Source organism: Prauserella marina, from assembly GCF_002240355.1.
In the GTDB taxonomy this organism is placed as follows: domain Bacteria; phylum Actinomycetota; class Actinomycetes; order Mycobacteriales; family Pseudonocardiaceae; genus Prauserella_A; species Prauserella_A marina.
Map to the genome: position 1 here is coordinate 652,621 of NZ_CP016353.1, position 18,038 is coordinate 670,658.

At 63.6% G+C, this 18,038-nt stretch carries 16 protein-coding genes; 12 read left to right on the forward strand and 4 right to left on the reverse strand.

Going from position 1 to position 18,038, the window contains the following annotated elements; all coding sequences use genetic code 11:
* Positions 1–311: 311 nt before the first annotated feature.
* The 9 genes from infA to truA all read left to right on the forward strand — a co-directional run bounded on the left by infA (position 312) and on the right by truA (position 5,241).
* The gene (gene infA, locus BAY61_RS02885; protein WP_005443304.1) at positions 312–533 is read left to right on the forward strand and encodes a translation initiation factor IF-1; all 222 of its coding nucleotides are present in this window, start codon (positions 312–314) and stop codon (positions 531–533) included.
* Positions 534–606: 73 nt separating this feature from the next.
* Positions 607–720 carry a 50S ribosomal protein L36 gene (rpmJ, locus tag BAY61_RS02890; RefSeq protein WP_005443306.1) on the forward strand — a complete coding sequence of 38 codons (114 nt, stop codon included), beginning with the start codon at positions 607–609 and terminating at the stop codon, positions 718–720.
* A 206-nt stretch (positions 721–926) separates the two neighbouring features.
* Positions 927–1,307: a 30S ribosomal protein S13 gene (gene rpsM / locus BAY61_RS02895; protein ID WP_091802186.1), complete on the forward strand. Its 381-nt coding sequence runs from the start codon at positions 927–929 to the stop codon at positions 1,305–1,307.
* Positions 1,304–1,495, forward strand: a complete 192-nt coding sequence (locus tag BAY61_RS33440) for a hypothetical protein (protein WP_091802189.1) — start codon at positions 1,304–1,306, stop codon at positions 1,493–1,495. Before rpsM ends, BAY61_RS33440 begins: the two co-directional genes overlap by 4 nt.
* 19 nt (positions 1,496–1,514) lie before the next feature.
* Positions 1,515–1,919: a 30S ribosomal protein S11 gene (gene rpsK / locus BAY61_RS02905; RefSeq protein WP_091802192.1), complete on the forward strand. Its 405-nt coding sequence runs from the start codon at positions 1,515–1,517 to the stop codon at positions 1,917–1,919.
* A 23-nt stretch (positions 1,920–1,942) separates the two neighbouring features.
* Complete coding sequence (gene rpsD / locus BAY61_RS02910; protein WP_091802195.1) at positions 1,943–2,548, forward strand: 30S ribosomal protein S4; 606 nt, start codon at positions 1,943–1,945, stop codon at positions 2,546–2,548.
* 88 nt (positions 2,549–2,636) lie between these two features.
* On the forward strand, positions 2,637–3,695 hold the full coding sequence (locus tag BAY61_RS02915; protein WP_091802198.1) for a DNA-directed RNA polymerase subunit alpha: 1,059 nt from the start codon (positions 2,637–2,639) through the stop codon (positions 3,693–3,695).
* Between the two features lie 80 nt (positions 3,696–3,775).
* Positions 3,776–4,327, forward strand: coding sequence for a 50S ribosomal protein L17 (gene rplQ, locus BAY61_RS02920; RefSeq protein WP_091802200.1), 552 nt, complete (start codon positions 3,776–3,778; stop codon positions 4,325–4,327).
* 62 nt (positions 4,328–4,389) lie between these two features.
* On the forward strand, positions 4,390–5,241 hold the full coding sequence (gene truA, locus BAY61_RS02925) for a tRNA pseudouridine(38-40) synthase TruA (protein WP_211323518.1): 852 nt from the start codon (positions 4,390–4,392) through the stop codon (positions 5,239–5,241).
* Between the two features lie 1,078 nt (positions 5,242–6,319).
* On the opposite strand, the gene BAY61_RS02935 is transcribed toward truA, so the two are convergent.
* Positions 6,320–7,042: a polyadenylate binding domain-containing protein gene (locus BAY61_RS02935; protein ID WP_091802206.1), complete on the reverse strand. Its 723-nt coding sequence runs from the start codon at positions 7,040–7,042 to the stop codon at positions 6,320–6,322.
* Positions 7,039–8,226: a type VII secretion protein EccE gene (gene eccE, locus BAY61_RS02940; protein ID WP_245866328.1), complete on the reverse strand. Its 1,188-nt coding sequence runs from the start codon at positions 8,224–8,226 to the stop codon at positions 7,039–7,041. Before eccE ends, BAY61_RS02935 begins: the two co-directional genes overlap by 4 nt.
* Before the next feature lie 74 nt (positions 8,227–8,300).
* Here eccE and BAY61_RS33445 point away from each other — a divergent pair, with 74 nt between their 5' ends.
* The gene (locus tag BAY61_RS33445; RefSeq protein ID WP_245865727.1) at positions 8,301–8,453 is read left to right on the forward strand and encodes a hypothetical protein; all 153 of its coding nucleotides are present in this window, start codon (positions 8,301–8,303) and stop codon (positions 8,451–8,453) included.
* A 162-nt stretch (positions 8,454–8,615) separates the two neighbouring features.
* Complete coding sequence (gene eccB / locus BAY61_RS02945) at positions 8,616–10,220, forward strand: type VII secretion protein EccB (protein WP_091802209.1); 1,605 nt, start codon at positions 8,616–8,618, stop codon at positions 10,218–10,220.
* A 401-nt stretch (positions 10,221–10,621) separates the two neighbouring features.
* Here eccB and mycP read toward each other — a convergent pair whose 3' ends face one another.
* Entirely contained in the window at positions 10,622–12,058 is a 1,437-nt protein-coding gene (gene mycP, locus BAY61_RS02950; protein ID WP_110057683.1) for a type VII secretion-associated serine protease mycosin, read from the reverse strand.
* Positions 12,059–12,209: 151 nt separating this feature from the next.
* The gene (gene eccD / locus BAY61_RS02955) at positions 12,210–13,604 is read right to left on the reverse strand and encodes a type VII secretion integral membrane protein EccD (protein ID WP_091802217.1); all 1,395 of its coding nucleotides are present in this window, start codon (positions 13,602–13,604) and stop codon (positions 12,210–12,212) included.
* Positions 13,605–13,954: 350 nt separating this feature from the next.
* Here eccD and eccCa point away from each other — a divergent pair, with 350 nt between their 5' ends.
* Positions 13,955–17,965, forward strand: coding sequence for a type VII secretion protein EccCa (gene eccCa, locus BAY61_RS02960; protein ID WP_091802219.1), 4,011 nt, complete (start codon positions 13,955–13,957; stop codon positions 17,963–17,965).
* The last annotated feature ends 73 nt before the right edge of the window (positions 17,966–18,038 follow it).

Genomic DNA, 18,038 nt, shown 5'->3' on the forward strand with positions numbered 1-18,038 from the left:
TTTAGCCCGCTAAAGGCGGTGGTGACCACGGTCCGGACCGCGTTTAGCCCGCTAAATGCAGCGTGTCGGGTACGACCGTGGTTCTGTAACGGTGTTACGTGCAGGTGGTCGACCACGGTGTGTCGCAGGCCGCCTAACATGGGCGGCCCCGAATTAGGGTCCTTGACACGAGGTGCGTACACTGTTTAGTCGGCGTGCTCTTCACGTCGATTCCATGGCGCTATGAATTCCTAGGGCATTGGAGTCGAGGTGACGCGCGTGCCACTGACAAGTAGCACTCACCGCTCAACCAATCACGAAACGCGGAGGACATGGCGAAGAAAGACGGGGCCATTGAAGTCGAAGGCCGCGTAATCGAGCCGCTTCCCAACGCGATGTTTCGCGTCGAGTTGGAGAACGGCCACAAGGTCCTTGCACACATCAGTGGCAAGATGCGGCAGCACTACATCCGCATTCTGCCGGAGGACAGGGTTGTCGTAGAGCTGTCACCCTACGACTTGTCCCGTGGTCGCATCGTCTACCGCTACAAGTGATCACGGTGAGCGTGGTGACGGGCAACCGTCACCGGGGGGCGCGCAACTCAGCACGAGCAGGAAAGCAGGAGACGTGAAGGTCAAACCTAGCGTCAAGAAGATCTGCGACAAGTGCCAGATCGTCCGTCGGCACGGGCGGATCATGGTGATCTGCGACAACCTCCGGCACAAGCAGCGGCAGGGCTGATCGCCAGCACTCGTTACAGAGTGGCTTGACATCTCAATACCTCCCCGCACCTGCCGGGCCGCACCTCAGCGGCGGCCAGGTTCACCCCCGGACTCCAGGCCGGGGCCGGGACACCATCCGCGAGAGCGGGTGGGCGACAGCGAGTCGTCCCGGGATGGACGGGGAGCAGACCTGGAGAGACGACTAACGAAGGAGCATCAGCGCCAATGGCACGACTCGCTGGCGTCGACCTCCCCCGCGAAAAGCGGTTGGAGATCGCGCTTACCTACATCTACGGCGTCGGCCGTACCCGCTCCAAGGAACTCATCACCGCCACCGGCCTCAACGCGGACAGCCGCGTGCGGGACCTCAGCGATGACGACGTTGTGAAGCTGCGGGATTACATCGAAGAGAACTTCAAGGTCGAGGGTGACCTTCGCCGCGAGGTGAACGCCGACATCCGTCGCAAGATCGAGATCGGGTGCTACGAGGGTCTGCGCTGGCGTCGTGGCCTGCCCGTCCGTGGGCAGCGCACCAAGACGAACGCCCGCACCCGCAAGGGCCCGAAGAAGACGGTTGCCGGCAAGAAGAAGGCGGGCAAGAAGTGAGTGTCCGAGGCAAGAAGGTTGTGCAGCTCGGCGGCGCCTCGCAGCGTCGTGGCACGGCCTCGTGTGTGTCTCCGAAGGCGCTCTATGCCCGCCCGATGGCGCTGCGCCAGCTCTACACCGATGCCGGAACTGTGATCCGGCGCGGGCAGCGCGAAGCAGCAGCAGCCCACCAAGAGAACTCGCGTTAACGAGGAGAATCACCCAGACATGCCACCGAAGGCTCGTACTTCCGGCGCCAAGAAGGTAAGGCGCAAGGAAAAGAAAAACGTCGCTCATGGCCATGCGCACATCAAGAGCACGTTCAACAACACCATCATCTCCATCACCGACCCCAACGGCGCCGTGATCTCGTGGGCCTCTTCCGGCCACGTCGGCTTCAAGGGCTCCCGTAAGTCCACGCCGTTTGCCGCGCAGATGGCCGCTGAGAACGCCGCGCGCAAGGCCGCCGAACACGGCATGAAGAAGGTCGACGTGTTCGTGAAGGGCCCGGGCTCCGGCAGGGAGACCGCGATCCGGTCGTTGCAGGCGGCCGGCCTTGAGGTCGGCACCATCCAGGACGTGACCCCGCAGCCTCACAACGGCTGCCGCCCGCCCAAGCGGCGCCGGGTCTGAGGAACGGGGAGGAGTAAGAACACATGGCTCGCTACACCGGCCCCGCGACTCGTGTCTCGCGGCGTCTCAAAGTTGACCTCATCGGCGGCGACCAGGCTTTCGAGCGTCGCCCTTACCCGCCCGGCCAGCACGGCCGCGGCAGGGTCAAGGAGAGCGAATACCTGCTGCAGCTTCAGGAGAAGCAGAAGGCCCGGCACACGTACGGCATCCTTGAGCGCCAGTTCAAGCGCTACTACGAGGAAGCCGCCCGCCGTGCGGGCAAGACGGGTGAGAACCTGCTGCAGATCCTTGAGTCGAGGTTGGACAACGTCGTTTACCGTGCGGGTCTCGCTCGCACCCGGCGCCAGGCTCGTCAGCTCGTCAGCCACGGCCACTTCGTCGTGAATGGCCAGAAGGTCAACATCCCCAGCTTCCGGGTTTCCAAGTTCGACATCATCGATGTGCGTCCCAAGTCGATGCAGATGTTGCCGTTCGTTGCAGCGAAGGAAGCGATGGGCGAGCGGCCCATCCCGGCATGGCTGCAGGTTGTTTCCTCGACCCTCCGCATCCTCGTGCACCAGTTGCCCGAGCGCGCGCAGATCGAGGTTCCCGTGCAGGAACAGTTGATCGTCGAGTTCTACTCGAAGTGATCTGGTGGCGGCGCCCCGAGTGCGCCGCTGCTACGCCACACCTTTCGGCGTCATATGGCGGGCGTCGGCAGGAAAGGAAGTAAAGAAAGTGCTGATTTCCCAGCGACCGACTCTCGGCGAAGAGACGGTCAACGAGACCCGCTCCCGGTTCACCATCGAGCCGCTGGAGCCCGGCTTCGGCTACACGCTAGGCAACTCGCTGCGGCGTACGCTGCTGTCGTCCATTCCGGGCGCGGCGGTCACCAGCATCCGCATCGACGGTGTCCTGCACGAGTTCACCACCGTTCCCGGGGTGAAGGAGGATGTCACCGAGATCATCCTCAACCTCAAGGAACTCGTCGTCTCCTCCGAAGAGGACGAGCCGGTCACCATGTACCTGCGCAAGCAGGGCCCTGGTGAGGTCACCGCGGCTGACATCGTGCCGCCGGCCGGTGTGACCGTGCACAACCCGGATCTTCACATTGCTTCGCTGAACGGCAAAGGCAAGCTGGAGATCGAGCTCGTCGTCGAGCGAGGCCGTGGTTACGTTCCCGCCCTGCAGAACAAGCAGGCGGGAGCCGAAATCGGTCGCATCCCGGTCGACTCGATCTACTCGCCGGTCCTCAAGGTGACCTACAAGGTCGAGGCGACTCGTGTCGAGCAGCGGACCGACTTCGACAAGCTCATCCTCGACGTGGAGACCAAGCCGTCGATCACGCCGCGGGATGCTGTCGCGTCTGCCGGCAAGACGCTGGTTGAGCTGTTCGGCCTTGCCAGGGAGCTCAACGTCGACGCGGAGGGCATCGAGATCGGCCCGTCGCCGCAGGAGGCGGACACCATCGCCGCCTACGCGATGCCGATCGAGGACCTCGACCTCACGGTCCGGTCGTACAACTGCCTCAAGCGCGAGGGAATCCACACCGTCGGCGAATTGGTCTCGCGCAGCGAGGCCGACCTGCTCGACATTCGCAACTTCGGCGCCAAGTCGATCGACGAGGTCAAGATGAAGCTCGTCGGCCTCGGCCTCACGCTCAAGGACAGCCCGCCCGGGTTCGACCCGACCGCGGCAGCCTCCAGCTACGAGGGCGAGGGTTGGGGAAGCGCCGACAGCCTTTCCGACACCGGCCACGACGATGGCCAGGATTACGCAGAGACGGAGCAGTTGTAGGACCGGGATAGGCGGTCCTCAGTGGTTATCCATTGTGGACCGCCTGGTCTGACGACTGAGAAGTTGAACGAGGAGAACCGATGCCCACCCCCACCAAGGGAGCCCGTCTCGGTGGATCGCCGTCGCACGAGCGGCTGATGCTGGCGAACCTGGCCACGTCGCTGTTCGAACACGGCAAGATCACCACCACCGAGGCCAAGGCCAAGCGCGTGCGGCCACTGGCCGAGAAGATCATCACCAAGGCCAAGCGCGGTGACCTGCACAACCGGCGTCAGATCATGCGGGTCATCCGCGACAAGGACGTCGTGCACAAGCTGATGGCCGAGATCGGTCCGTTCTTCGAGGACCGCAACGGTGGTTACGTTCGTATCACCAGGACTCTGCCGCGCAAGGGCGACAACGCGCCCATGGCGGTCATCGAACTGGTGTCCGAGAAGACCGTGACCTCCGAGGCCGAGGCGGCGCGGAAGACGAAGTTCGCCAAGGACAAGGCCGAGGCGGCGCCTGCCGTCGAGGAGACCAAGTCCGACGAGGCGGCTGACAGCGCGGATGCGTCGGCTGACTCCTCCGCAGAGGAGAAGCCGGAAACCGATTCGGCTGAGGAATCCGCTGACAAGAAGGACGAGTCCTGACGTCGGCTGAACACGCCAGGAACGAGCCCGCCACTCCCGTTGGGGAGGGCGGGCTCGTTCGTCTGCGCCTTGACGTGAGTTACGACGGGACTGATTTTTCCGGCTGGGCGCGACAACCAGGGCGCCGCACGGTTCAAGGCGTGCTGGAGGACGCGCTCGCCAAGCAGCCCCCAGGGGCCGCCGTTGCCCGCTCGGTCGTCGTTGCCGGGCGAACCGATGCCGGTGTACACGCGGCCCGTCAAGTGGTCCACGTCGACGTGACGCCTTTAGCGGGCGAAACGCGGTCCGGCAGAGTGCCGGTGGACGAGAATGGCATCGTCGACCTGCAACGAATGCAGCACCGCTGGAACCGCATTCTGCCCGCAGATGTCCGTGTGGTCGCCGCTGCGGTCGCACCCACTGGCTTCGACGCACGGTTCTCGGCCATCCGAAGGCACTACCGGTATCAGGTTGCCGATGCGCCATGGGGAGTCGATCCGCTGTTGCGCCGGGACACCCTCGCGTGGGGTCGTCCCCTCTCTGTCGACGCTATGAACGAGGCCGGCGCTGCCTTGATCGGCTTACACGATTTCGCGGCTTACTGTAAGCAGCGCGAAGGTGCCACGACGGTGAGAGAGCTGCAGATCTTGGTGTGCGACCGAGTAGCCGAACACCAAGTACACGTAAATGTGTCGGCAGATGCCTTTTGTCATTCGATGGTGCGAAGTTTGGTGGGTGCGCTCCTTCTGGTTGGCGATGGCCGTCGAAACGACAGTTGGCCCGCTAAAGTCCTCGAAAGCCGGGTCCGGGAGAGTGCTGTCGCACCGGCGCATGGACTTACGCTCGTCGCTGTTGACTACCCGCCGGACGCTGATCTCGCCGCACGCGCCCGACAGACGCGAAACGTGCGAATCGCTGAATCGGAGCCAGACTGACCCTTTGCTGCGCTGCGCGAACCTCATCGATGATCTTGGTATAGTCACCGGCGAGCTGCTCGGCCGTGACCACGACGCAGCGCCAACCATCTCTGACAAGTCTTCGCCGTCTCGCCTTGTCGTGACGAATGTGCTTGCGTTTGCGGTGCCATCGGCCGTCGTACTCCACTGCGACCTTGTCCTCCGCGAGCGCAAGATCGAGTCGGGCCACTTCCCGCCCTCGCTTGATGATGCGGTACTGGGGTGTCGGAGCGAACCCTTCAGCTTGCAGCACAACTCGTAACTCCGACTCGGGCAGTGACTCCGCGCGAACATCGGACAGCAAGAAGGCTTGTCGAGCGAGACGAATTCCTCGGTTCCTGCGACGGAAGAGTGCGTGCTCCAAAGCTCGGGCGGAGACCAATTTGGACCGCAGGAACGCATCAAGGTCGGGGACGGCGATACGTAGCTGGCGAACCCAACCGTGAGTCCGTGGCGAGAGCCGGAGCAGGAGGTCAAGCGCGATGCGGGCTGGTCGCGCAATGCGTACCTGTCGCCATGGCCGAGATTCCTTTCGCTTGAGATCGGTTCTTCGTACGTGAATTCCTTTGATGGGCCCAAAACGCGCCTTCTCGGGCACCACGAACTCCACCGGATCGTGTGGTCTTGCCAAAGTGACACCCATGACAGTCGCCGCTGACCGTCCAGTCAGTACGGCATCTGACGGCACGATGAGCGCGGCTCCCCGGCAACGGAGTTCGTGAGTTACCGGTAGCTGTGCTGGTGCGTAGACGTCTTGAAACAGTCTGCGGAACCGTGGGCCACGCAGTTGAGCAGCGGTGACTAGTCCTTCGGCACGTGCCAGTGAACCACGGAAGACGTCGGTGAGCTCTTCGGATCTCGTTGTCTTGGTCATGCTCGTAGGTTGGTACGCGACACCGACAATAGTTTTGTACGAGCCCGAAAATCGGTCGCCTTGTCCACAGGAGACGAGTTATCCACAGGATCAAGAGCAGCACTGCGAAGCCTCGGTCATCCAAACAGCATTTAGCCCGCTAACTGTGGTGGGTGCAGTTAGCGGGCTAAATGCTGTTCGGGGTCAGTCGCCTCGGCGGATTGGGCCGAGGATCTGCTGTTCTTTTCCTGTTGTCACAAGGCGAAGCGTGCGCCACAGGTTTCGGCCCAAAGCAACGATCTGGTCGTCCTTCAACGTCATCAGTTGCCGCATCATCTGCGGCGGAAGCCGCCAGATCCTCGCCGCCAGTTCAGCCTGCCCCGCAGGCAAACGTTGCATCAGCACCAGATCCGCAGCGTTCGCGATCGCATCAGCCTGCGGATGCAGATACGGCAACACGTACAGCGTCGTCTGCCACGGTGATCTCGGAGGAAACAGATCCTGCGGCGTTGGTCCGCCATCATGCACCACAAGCAGAGGCGCATCCTCCGTTGCCCTGGGCAGTTCGACCGGAGACAACCGACGGATCTGCACCAAAGGGGACGGCCTTCCGACCGGTTGCCCGCTTGCCGCCCTCGACAAGACATGCCACGCCGTCGGCCGCCCCGTGGCCACGACCATCCATGCCCCCACGGCCATCGCCCGCATGGCGACCTGCCGCGCGAGGTACAACCCTCCGAGCACGACGATGCGGGTGGGCGTCGACCGCAACACCGAAATGGTCAACGGCTCACCCTGCAAACCCGACCCCAACACGACCCCGCCGCGGTCACCCGATGGGCTGATCGCGTCCAACAGAGCCGGATCAACCGTGAACTCTGGGGCGACCCCGGACGTTGTGTGCGTGCCGTGCACCCGTGAGGTCACGCCGAACCTCCCAACGGCAATGTCGCGGCGAACCCCGCCGCCTGCATGCCTTGTAGCGGCGTCAGCGCGACGCCCAAACGGTCGGATATGGCGGTCAAGCGACGGTCCGCGATGTCGAGTTCATGTGGAGTGCGTGCGCTGAGCCTGACAACTCCGCGCAACCCAATTCGTTGATCTTCCTCAGAAGGGGAGATCGACATCGCCACCGTTGCCGAAAGCGCCCTGACACTCGTCAACACGTTCAGGCTGCTGGCGATCTCGCCTTTCGGCCATTCGGTGATTGCATAGCTGGCGTGACCGATTCCAGCCGCCGTGACGCCTGTCCACCGTTCCCGCAGGCCCACTCGGGAGGGCGAACCGGCGACCCGCGTCAGTTCGGCCGCAGAAGTACCGGCACGCAGCAGTTCGTCCGGTCCGAGCGGACGTGTCGCTACTCCACGGGATTCGAGGGCATTGCGTACTCGCGACATGGCTCCCAGCAGAGCACGGTGCGCACCGACCACGCCGCCACCACGCTCGCGGACCGCCGCCGCGCAGCGGCGTGGATCAAGCTTGATGGTCACCCACGTGGTTCGACGGGCCGCCGCCGGAAGAGGCCCAAGCACCTCCAGGTAGGAACTGAGCGCGGGCGAGTCGGTCGGTAGTGCCGCACTTCCCGGGTAGCAGTGCCAGATCATTTGAATGGAATCCAGTACCACGCCGCGATCCTCAAGACATGGCGCCAAGGCCGAGAGTGGCAGACTCGGTGCTCCGCCTGCTTGGGTAACCAGCGCTGGCATCGGTTCGACCAGCAACACCGCCGTCCACGTTCCATCGTGCCAGGACAGACCTACCGTCTGGTGCTCGTGATCGATTCCCTGTGCCACCACGAGGTCCGGGACGACAAGCCGCAGCAGCCTGACCCGCGCGTCGTCAGGGCCGATGACGTCGTTGTCGCGGTCCTCCGACGCGAGCGTTTCCAGCTTTGCCGGCGCAGGTGGAGTAGCGACCCGCTGGTGAGGCCGGAACGTGTACCGCGCCGTCAGGCCGGCCCACTGCGTGAACCACTGCCCGCCCCAGCGGAGAAAGGCAAGGACCACCGCGGCGGCGGCAATACCGATCGACACATACAGCAGCGAGTTGTTGATCGAGAGGAGAAGGAGACCAATCGCGAGACCGACCTCCAGCACGACGACATTCGCCACGGGCAACGGCCCGAGTTGCGTCCCGGGCAACCGTCGCCGAGCCGGTGGCGCGATCCGCGACGAGCCTCCGGACGGTGACCCACCGCCGGGGCGGAGTGGTCGGCTACCGGGTGGGCCGCCCGGACCTCTCGGGCTGTTCGGCCCGCCTCCGCGCGGCCCCTGAGGGTGTCGTGGCGGCACTGGAGGACGTCCGGGTGGAGGGCCCGTCGGACATGGAGGAGTGGTGACCGACATTCGCTCGTTCTCTTCCCCTTGATTTGCAAACGACGCTGAAATCCGGTCCTGAGAGCTGATCATTGATCGGAGTTGCCGGAAACCCAACACCGGACCGGTTCCCGCGCGGTTATCCTGCGAAACCGTACCGCGACGGAGAGAGCTGTAGGTCGAGAATGCCTTCAACACCGACAACGAAGTCACAAGTCCAGGCGTACCGGTTCGTATTGCGGCGCATGCAGTCCGCGCTTGTTCGCAAGGACGCGGTGATGTTGCACGACCCTATGCGAACGCATTCGAGGGCAACGATTGTCGGAGCTGTGCTGAGTGCACTGACCATGCTCGGTTTCGTCGTATTCGGTTTGTTCAAGCCCGCGCCAAAAGCACCCGATTCGGGGATTGTCATCGGCGAAGAGTCAGGGGCTATCTACGTTGTGTCGGGAAATCCCAAAAAGCTGGTCCCGACGTTCAACCTCGCTTCCGCCCGGCTGATGCTGATGGCGCAACAGCAGGCGGCCGGAGCCGGGGGGAACGTCGTCGAACCGATCATCGTACCCGATGAACAGCTCAAGGACATTCCTCGCGGCCGCTTGCAGGGCATCCCGAATGGTCCGGAGTTGCTGCCGACGGAGGGTCAGCTCGCCTCTTCGCACTGGGCACTGTGTGATGAGACCAAGCTCGACATGTCGCTGCCTTCTGACGTCAGAAGCGAACAGGCGGAGACGGAGAGCACGGTCTTCGCGGGTCTCGGCAATCTCGGCCAGGAGATGTCACCGAGTGAGGCCCTGCTTGTCGCAGGTGACAACGGGAAAACCTTCTTGATCTATCGTCAGGGAACCGATACCGGCGACGGCTACACGAACGCCGTAAGGGCCGAGGTCGACATCGCCGATAGTGCTGTGCGTAACGCGCTGAACCTCGATCTTCGTCAGACGCGGGAGATCTCGCGGGGTCTGCTCAACGCTATTCCTGCTGTTGGCGAGGTGAAAGCACCGATTATTCAGGGTGCTGACCTTCCACCACAGGGATTCAATGTCGATGGGCTGACTGTGGGATCGGTATTCTCGACTCAGCGAACCGACAGTGTCGACTACTTCGTTGTGACCCGGTCCGGAGTTCAACTCGTTCCGCAAGCTGTCGCGGAACTGATCAGATACAAGAACACGACAACCGAAGGTGGCCAGACGCCGAGCGTGTCACCCGACACGCTGCAGAATGTGCCAGCAGTCGATCGCAATAGCGAAGACTTTCTTGACGTTGACCATTACCCCGGGGTTGTCCCGAGGGTTTTGCAGGCGGAGCAGCGGCCCAGTGCGTGCGTTGGCTGGAGTGTGGAGAGCGAGGGCGCCGATCGTGACGCGCGAACGTCGGTGTACGTCTTGGAGGAAAACCCGGGCCCCAAGAATGACCAGGGTGAACCTCAGGTGGTGAAGATCGGTTCGCCGAGCCCGGACGGGTGGAAGGTCGACAACTTCTACATGCGGCCCGGGTATGCGGCCGCGGTGAGGGCCGCCACGACCAAGGAAACGTTCGACCGGGGCAGCATCCAGCTCATATCCGATCGTGGTTTGCGATACGGAATACCTGATGCCGTTACCGCCGAGGGGCTCGGGCTTGGCGTGAAACTGCTGAAGCCCGCGCCGGAGTCGATCATCAAGCTGCTGCCGGTGGGGTCTTCGCTGAACACTCAGGATGTGCAGCGAACTTTCGATGCGGTGCCGGTGGATCCTTCCACTGGGTCGCTCGTCGCCGACGAGCAGGCATCGGCTGAGGGAAACTGACCCGGCGGGGCCCTCTGGTTGACGCGAGCGCGTTGAGCGGAACCAAGAGAACCCGGGTGTGTTCACGCCTTGTTCCAGGGAGCCACCGGGGCGCGTTTAGCGGGCTAAACGCGCCCCGGCATGGTGCGCGCGGCAGTGCTGGACCTTGGGGGCCGTGAGACGGGAACGGCGGAGTTCTCGTCGAGGACAGGTCGCCGCCGGGGTAGCCACCCGGGTGTCCGGCTCACGTGGGCTTGCTAGGGGGCAACCGCCTTTAGCGGGCGAACTGCGGTCTGGGGAAGGGTGAAAGGGGAGCCGACGGGGATAGGCAAGACTGGTGCCTAGAAGCGCGGGCCGCCGGTACAGGCGGGCGCTCTCTTGAACCGCGTTTAGCGGGCAAAACGCGGTTCGGGGCGGCGGGCTCACTTGCTACGCGACAGAGGGTTTTGGGGGAGTTCGGTGCGGTTGCGGCGAATGGTGTGGGTGACGAACAAGGCAACCAACAGAGCCGCCAGCGCGCCACCGGAACCGGTCAACGCCACGATCATCGGCATGGAACCCCCGACGTTGCCCGGCGGCATGTCCGAAGGCAACGCAACGGTCGAAGCGTCGGCGACCCCTTCCTCCTCCGGAACCATCGCGGTCAACGCGGCCATCGGATCGATCACGCCGTACCCCACGAAGTTGTCCCTACCGCCAGGGGCGGCGGGGTGTTGCGCGGTACTGGTAATCCGGTTCATCACCTCGCGAGCCGAAAGATCCGGGTACTTCGCGCGCACGAGCACGGCAAGTCCCGTGACGTACGGAGCGGCGAAACTCGTCCCCTGAATCGGTTTCGTCTCGCCGCCCTCCACAGTCATGTTCGCCAGCCCCGTCGATCCCTCGGCTGGATCCACCGAAATGATCGCCGTGCCGGGAGCCGCGACACTGATCCAGGGCCCACGCATGCTGAAGTCCGCGACTCCGCCACTCTCGTCGATCGCCGCGACGGACAATACGTCGTCGGCGAACCACGGCGGCGTCACGACTGATCGTGGCACGAACGCGTCCGATTGGTCGTTCTGCTGACAGTCCTCTCCGATGTTGCCCGCCGCTGTCACCACCACGACGTCCTGATCGACCGCGTTCTTGACAGCGGCCTGCAATGCCTGCTCGTCGGGCGTGATTCCGCCGTTGCCGGGGCGGCAGTTATTGATCGAGATGTTCATGACGTCAACGCCCATCCGGGTGGCCTGCACGACAGCCTGCGCCAGCGTGTCGAGAGTCCCGGCCGAACCTTCCTTACCCTGGGTGCGGCCACCGTCCATTTGGGAAGTACCGGTCGGCTCGCCCGCACCATCCTGCCCCGGCTCGCCATCGCCCTGAGGCTTTTCCCGAGGTGGCTCGCCTTGAGATGATCGTTGTGTCGTACCGGAATCGTCTGGCTCGTAGTTTTGACTCGATTGTCGAATGGAGATGATCTCGGCGTCTGGCGCGACCCCCCTGAAGCCGATGTCGTGCGGTGTACTGGCCGCGATGATTCCCGCGACCTCGGTGCCGTGCCCGTCGCAGTCCTCAAGCCCGGCGCCGCCCTGCCCTTCGGCGACGTAGTCCGCGCCTGGCTTCACTCGCCCACCGAAGTAGGGGTGTCCCGCAGCGATCCCGGTGTCGATCACGGCCACCCTGAGGGGGTTTCCCTCGCCGTCCTTGCCCGCTGAGCCGACAGTGCCTTCCATGAGCTGGTGCACGTCGTCCAGCCGCAAGTACCGCTGACCCCACGGGGTATTGGGCAGATCGACATTCCGGTCGAGATCCCGCTTCACACATTCCACACTCTGCCGGTAATGCTGGTCCGGCCGCCCCGACGGTTCCGGCAGCATGCCGGGCACCACCGGTGGCGGTTCCGCATCATGGGCGAGTGCTGGAACGTGCGTGGTGCCAATCGTCAAAACACCGACCACCACGGTCAGCGCCAAGGCCGAAGCCCGTTTCACCTGCCTGCCCCCCTTGATCGCATGGCGAGGTCGCCGATCAGCCGATGTCGAGATGACGCAGTGTCGAGTAGAGGCCCATGACAGCGAGAGCCAGCGGGAGCACCGCAGCGATGCAGATTGCCTCGATGATGTCGACCGTGCGTCGCATGGGTGGCGAGAATCGCTGGCCCGGGAACACCACGCCGAGCACCAGAGCGCCGGCTGCCAGCAGGATGAGTGTGCCGAACACCCAGATCACCCGGCCCTGCGTGTCCTCGATCCACATCCAGCTCGCCAGAATGCCTGCGGCTGAAACAATTCCGGTGGTCAGTAGCGCGACCGCCTGGCTGCCATTGGCGTAGGTGCGGGCACGGAACAGTAATACCAGCGTCGCGACAACCCCGGTGATGATCCCGTAGACCTCGGGCGAGGACGACGTGACGATCGCCGAAATCGCCGTGACGAAACCACAGCCGATGAGCAGACCTGTCATGTAGTTGTGCGCGACACCGGTCTTGCGTTCGATGACGGAATAGTCCGGGTATCCATCGTCTTCCTTGAGTTCGGCGGCGGTGCCCGGAACGCGTGGCAGCGGCAACTTCGCCAGCCAGATCGCCGCCCTCGGCAGTATCGAGATCCCAGCGAGCGCCACAGCGGCCGTTCCCGCGGCGATGCCGGGCGCGGGGTGTGCGATCAGTGTGCCGACGAGAAACGCCAGTAATCCGAAGACACCGGCTGTCGCGGCCGCGATGAAAATCGTGATCCCGGTACCCATCACGACGATGCACACAGTGGCGACAACGACGACAAGCGTGCTCGCCAGCAGCAGATTCGCCCGCAGCGATACACCCGGCACGATGTGGAACCCACTGACGAAGGTCAGTGGAAGTCCTCCCGTCGCGGCGATCAGGACACCTGTCTGCTCGGCTCCATACCCTTTGGCGATGGTCGCCCCGACGGCGATGCACGCGATCGCCGCCACACCGGCGGCAATCGCAGATGGGACTGCGTTGCCGCCGAACAGCGGGCCGCCGAAGAACAATGCGAGTGCGGAAGCAAACAATGCAAGCCCGCCCGCGATGTTCCCTATCCGTTGAGCCGTTTCTTTCGTCCAGGGACGAAAGCTGTCTGACTCGGCCTCGGCGATCGCGTCGACGACGTCATCGAACAGCGGTGGCGGCGGATTTTCGTTGCGTTTGCGAAGCTGGAGCAATTCACCGTCGACAATGCCCAGTGATGCGAGTGTCCTGCTCGGATCGAGCGGTGAATCACCGAGTTTGGCGAGCGCCCAGCCGCCGTGCCGGGCTCCGCCATCAGCCGTGACCTCTTTGGCCATTTCCAGCAGCATGGGCAGAAGGTCGGCCACGGCAACTTCAGCGGGAAGCGCGACGTCGATCCGGGTTCTTGGCGCGACTACCGTGACCCTGCTGAAAACCGTCGTGCCCGTTGCCACTGTTGCCCCCTGCGCGGTGAGACTGTTGCCGGCTACTTATACCGAACCGGCTTCCCGTGAAAAAGCTCGCCCCAGGGCGAGTGACTTCCGTTCGACGACCCCTACGGTATTGGTCTTGGCCGACCATCGATGTGCCACTATGCCGGATTTCGTGAACAACTTTATTCGTTGGCGCGAAAGGTCCACTCGCTGCTGTCAGATAGCGCCGTTCGAGTGGTAAGTGTCGGCCACTAGAGCGAGTTCGTGTTGCTGGTTCGAGAATTCTGGGGACTCGCGCCGCGTGAACCGATACGGTTTCGAGCGACAGTGGCGCTCCGCTTTGGGGGTCCAGGTAACTAGAGGGGATTTCCGTGAGCACGTTGCAGTTCAAACGCTCGCCACGGCTAGCGGCTCCCCGGCCACCAGGAGGCGAGGTTCACCTCGAACCTCCGCCGGAAGTGCCACGGACGATTCCCGGAAACGTCATCATGAAGCTGATGCCGGTCGTGATGGTCGTCGCGATGCTCGGCATGATCACGTTCATGTTCACCTCGGGCGGTGCGATGGCACGCAGCCCGTTCTTCTTGATGATGCCGCTCATGATGATGATGTCCATGGTCGGCATGTTCGCCGGCGGCGGACGTGGTGGTCAGCAGAAGAAGGCGGAGATGAACGAGGATCGCAAGGACTACCTGCGGTATCTCGGGCAGATGCGCGACAGGGCAAGAGAAGCGATGATCGACCAGCGAGCGGCGCTGGAATGGGTGCATCCCGATCCGCAGAGTTTGTGGTCGCTCGCCACGAGCAGGCGCATGTGGGAACGGCGACAGGCCGACCAGGATTTTCTGCACCTCAGGGTGGGCCGCAGCTCGCACCGGCTGGCGACAAGGCTCGTTCCGCCGCAGACCGGGCCCGTTGACGAACTGGAGCCGATCGCCACTCTCGCGCTGCGCAGGTTCGTCCGCGCGCATTCGATCGTTCCCGATCTCCCCACGCAGATCGCCCTCCGCGGGTTCGCCGCGGTCGAGATGCAGGGCGACAAGGACCTGACGCGTGGGCTTACCAGGGCGCTGATTTCGCAGCTTGTCACCTTCCACAGTCCGGACGACGTCATTATCGGGATCGCCACGGCGGGCAGGGCGAAAACGGAGTGGGAGTGGGCCAAATGGTTGCCACACGTGCAACATCCGGCACTGGCGGACGGCATCGGACAGTTGCGCATGATGACGGGCTCGCTAGCCCAGCTTGAACAGTGGCTTGACGACGACTTGCGCGACCGCCAGCGGTTCTCGCGCAACGCGACACCTCCGCCGGATCAGCCCCACGTCGTGATCATCATCGACGACGCCGAAGTCACGGGCGAAGAGCAGATCCTTCTTGAGGAAGGATTGGTCGGCGTTACCCTCATCGATCTCTCCGATTCCATCGGAAATCTCGCGACGCGACGTGGGCTCCGGCTGGTCGTGGAGGAGCAGCGGCTCGGGGCCCGTAGCGCCAGCGGAATCGAATGGTTCGGCCGCCCCGATTCACTCAGCCTCGCCGAGACAGAAGCACTGGCACGCAAGGTTTCCCCATACCGGATGGGTTCCGCCGAGGCGGACGAGGGCGAGGAACAGCCCTTGCTGACGAATCCTTCGCTGATGGAACTGCTCGGAATTCCCGGTGACCCCATGACTTTCGACGTACAGGAAGCATGGCGGCCGCGACCGGTAAGGGACCGGTACCGCGTCCCGTTCGGCGTGGGCGAGCACGGTCAGCCGGTCGAGCTCGACATCAAGGAAGCCGCGATGGAGGGCATGGGGCCGCATGGTTTGTGCATCGGTGCCACGGGCTCAGGTAAATCCGAGTTTCTGCGCACTCTCGTGCTCGGGATGCTCGCCACGCACTCGTCCACGACGTTGAACTTCGTGCTCGTCGACTTCAAGGGCGGCGCGACTTTCATGGGACTGGACACCGCGCCACACGTATCCGCGGTCATCACCAACCTCGCCCACGAGGTCACGCTGGTCGACCGGATGAAGGACGCGCTGGCCGGTGAGATGAACCGGCGGCAGGAGGCCCTCAAAAACGGCGGCAACTTCAAGAACGTGTGGGAGTACGAGAAGGCGCGGGAGAATGGGGCGGACCTCGACCCACTGCCCGCATTGTTCATCGTCGTGGACGAGTTCTCCGAGCTGTTGTCGGCGAAGCCGGACTTCATCGATCTGTTCGTCGCCATCGGCAGGCTGGGCAGGTCGCTGCAGATGCACATGCTGCTGGCCTCGCAGCGCCTTGAAGAAGGCAAGCTACGTGGTCTTGATTCGCATCTTTCCTATCGCATCGGCCTCAAGACCTTCTCCGCAGCGGAGTCGAGGGCCGCCATCGGTGTTCCCGACGCGTTCGAGCTTCCTTCCGTGCCTGGAGGGGGATACCTCAAGTACGACACATCCACGCTGGTCAGGTTCAAGGCGTCATATGTATCCGGCCCCTACCGGCCGGCCGGGATCAAGGCCGCGGCACCGGGCGCGAAGGTGGTTCGCGCGGACAAGCGTCCCCAACTGTTCGTTCCCGATGTCGTCGAGCCGCCGAGGGAACGCGAACCGGTGGCCGAAATCGTCGAGCAGCCCAAGCAAGAATTCGAGGAGGCCGTCGAACCCAGTGAACTGGATGTCCTGGTCTCCCGGCTGATGGGCCAGGGCCCTCCCGCGCACGAGGTGTGGCTGGCTCCACTGAACGCACCGAACTCCCTCGATACGTTACTGCCGAATCTCAATCCCACCGTAGACCGGGGTCTTTCGCCAATCGGATTCTTCGGCAACGGCCGCCTTCAGGTCCCGCTCGGCATCGTCGACCGGCCTTACGAGCAGCGACGCGACCCACTGTGGGCCGATTTCTCCGGTGGTGCCGGACACGGTGTGATCGTCGGCGGGCCGCAGTCGGGCAAGTCGACGTTGCTGCGCACACTGATCATGTCGACGGCACTCACTCACACGCCGGAGGAAGCGCAGTTCTACTGCATAGACCTCGGTGGTGGCACACTCGCGGCGCTCGACGAGTTGCCGCATGTAGGCGGGGTTGCCGTCGCGCGAAGAGAACCGGACAAGGCTCGCCGGATCGTCGCCGAACTGACGACGCTGGTCAATGAGCGGGAAGCCAGGTTCGGTGCGATGCGGGTCGACTCGATGAACGACTTCCGCAATCGCAAACACCGAGGTGACATCACTGCCGAGCACGATCCTTTCGGCGACGCGTTCCTGATCGTCGACGGCTGGAGGGCACTGCGAGACGACTTCGACGAGCTGGAACCGCAGATCACCAAGCTGGCGGTCCAGGGATTGACCTATGGCGTGCACGTGGTCATCTCGTCCAACCGCTGGGCGGATCTTCGCCCCGCCATCAGGGACATGATCGGAACCCGGTTCGAACTGCGACTCGGCGACCCCAGCGCATCCGACATCGACCGCAGGGTCGCCGTCAACGTTCCAGCCGGCCGCCCCGGGCGTGGGTTGACCAGGGACAAGCTGCACTTCCTCGGCGGTCTTCCACGCATCGATGGTTCCAGTGACCATCAGGACTTGGGCGGCGGTGTCGCCGATGCCGTCGTCAAGATCAAGTCGGCATGGCAGGGACGGCCCGCACCCCAGGTTCGGCTACTGCCCGAGCTGATCGTCTACGACGAACTACTCGCGCAAGACCCGAAACGCGACACCAGAATGGTGCCGATCGGGGTCAACGAAGACGAACTCGCTCCCCTCTACCTCGACTTCGACGCCGACCCGCACTTCCTTGCCTACGCCGACGGCGAATCGGGCAAAACCAACCTGCTGCGGCAGATCGTGCGCGGTATCACGGCTCGCTACACGAAGAAGGAAGCCGTCATCATCCTCGTCGATTACCGGCGGACGATGCTCGGCTTCATCGAGGGTGACCAGTTGCTCGGCTACGCGGTGTCGGCGAATCAGCTCGACGGCATGGTGAAGGACGTCGCCGGATCCATGGCCAAACGCTTGCCCGGCCCCGATGTCACGCCGCAACAGCTCAAGGACCGTTCGTGGTGGAACGGGCCAGAGCTCTTCTTCGTGGTCGACGACTACGACCTCGTCGCGAGCTCGTCCAACAACCCACTGCGTCCGCTGTCGGAATACCTGGCTCAGGCAAAGGATGTCGGCCTGCACCTGGTTGTGGCTCGGCGGACCGGCGGTGCGGCCAGGAGCGGCATGGATCCGATCATCGGGAAGCTCAAGGAACTCGCGATGCCGGGGTTGATCATGAACGGCTCAAAAGACGAGGGAAACCTGCTCGGTAACGTGAAAGCCAGTCCGATGCCACCCGGACGGGGCACGCTTGTCAGCCGGAAGGCTGGTAAGCAGCTGATACAGGTCTCGTGGATCCAGCCGGAGTAGGCATTGGAGCGAGGCACGTCGGAGGTCCGCGTAAGGGATCTGCAAGAGTGACCCCCGACGGATTTTCGATGGG

What these genes read in the sequence shown, in the direction of transcription:
- rpsM (WP_091802186.1), top strand. Translation starts at nt 927, where the DNA reads ATGGCACGACTCGCTGGCGTCGACCTCCCCCGCGAAAAGCGGTTGGAG.
- mycP (WP_110057683.1), bottom strand. Translation starts at nt 12,058, where the DNA reads ATGCTGCCGGAACCGTCGGGGCGGCCGGACCAGCATTACCGGCAGAGT.
- eccB (WP_091802209.1), top strand. Translation starts at nt 8,616, where the DNA reads ATGCCTTCAACACCGACAACGAAGTCACAAGTCCAGGCGTACCGGTTC.
- infA (WP_005443304.1), top strand. Translation starts at nt 312, where the DNA reads ATGGCGAAGAAAGACGGGGCCATTGAAGTCGAAGGCCGCGTAATCGAG.
- rpsK (WP_091802192.1), top strand. Translation starts at nt 1,515, where the DNA reads ATGCCACCGAAGGCTCGTACTTCCGGCGCCAAGAAGGTAAGGCGCAAG.
- rplQ (WP_091802200.1), top strand. Translation starts at nt 3,776, where the DNA reads ATGCCCACCCCCACCAAGGGAGCCCGTCTCGGTGGATCGCCGTCGCAC.
- rpsD (WP_091802195.1), top strand. Translation starts at nt 1,943, where the DNA reads ATGGCTCGCTACACCGGCCCCGCGACTCGTGTCTCGCGGCGTCTCAAA.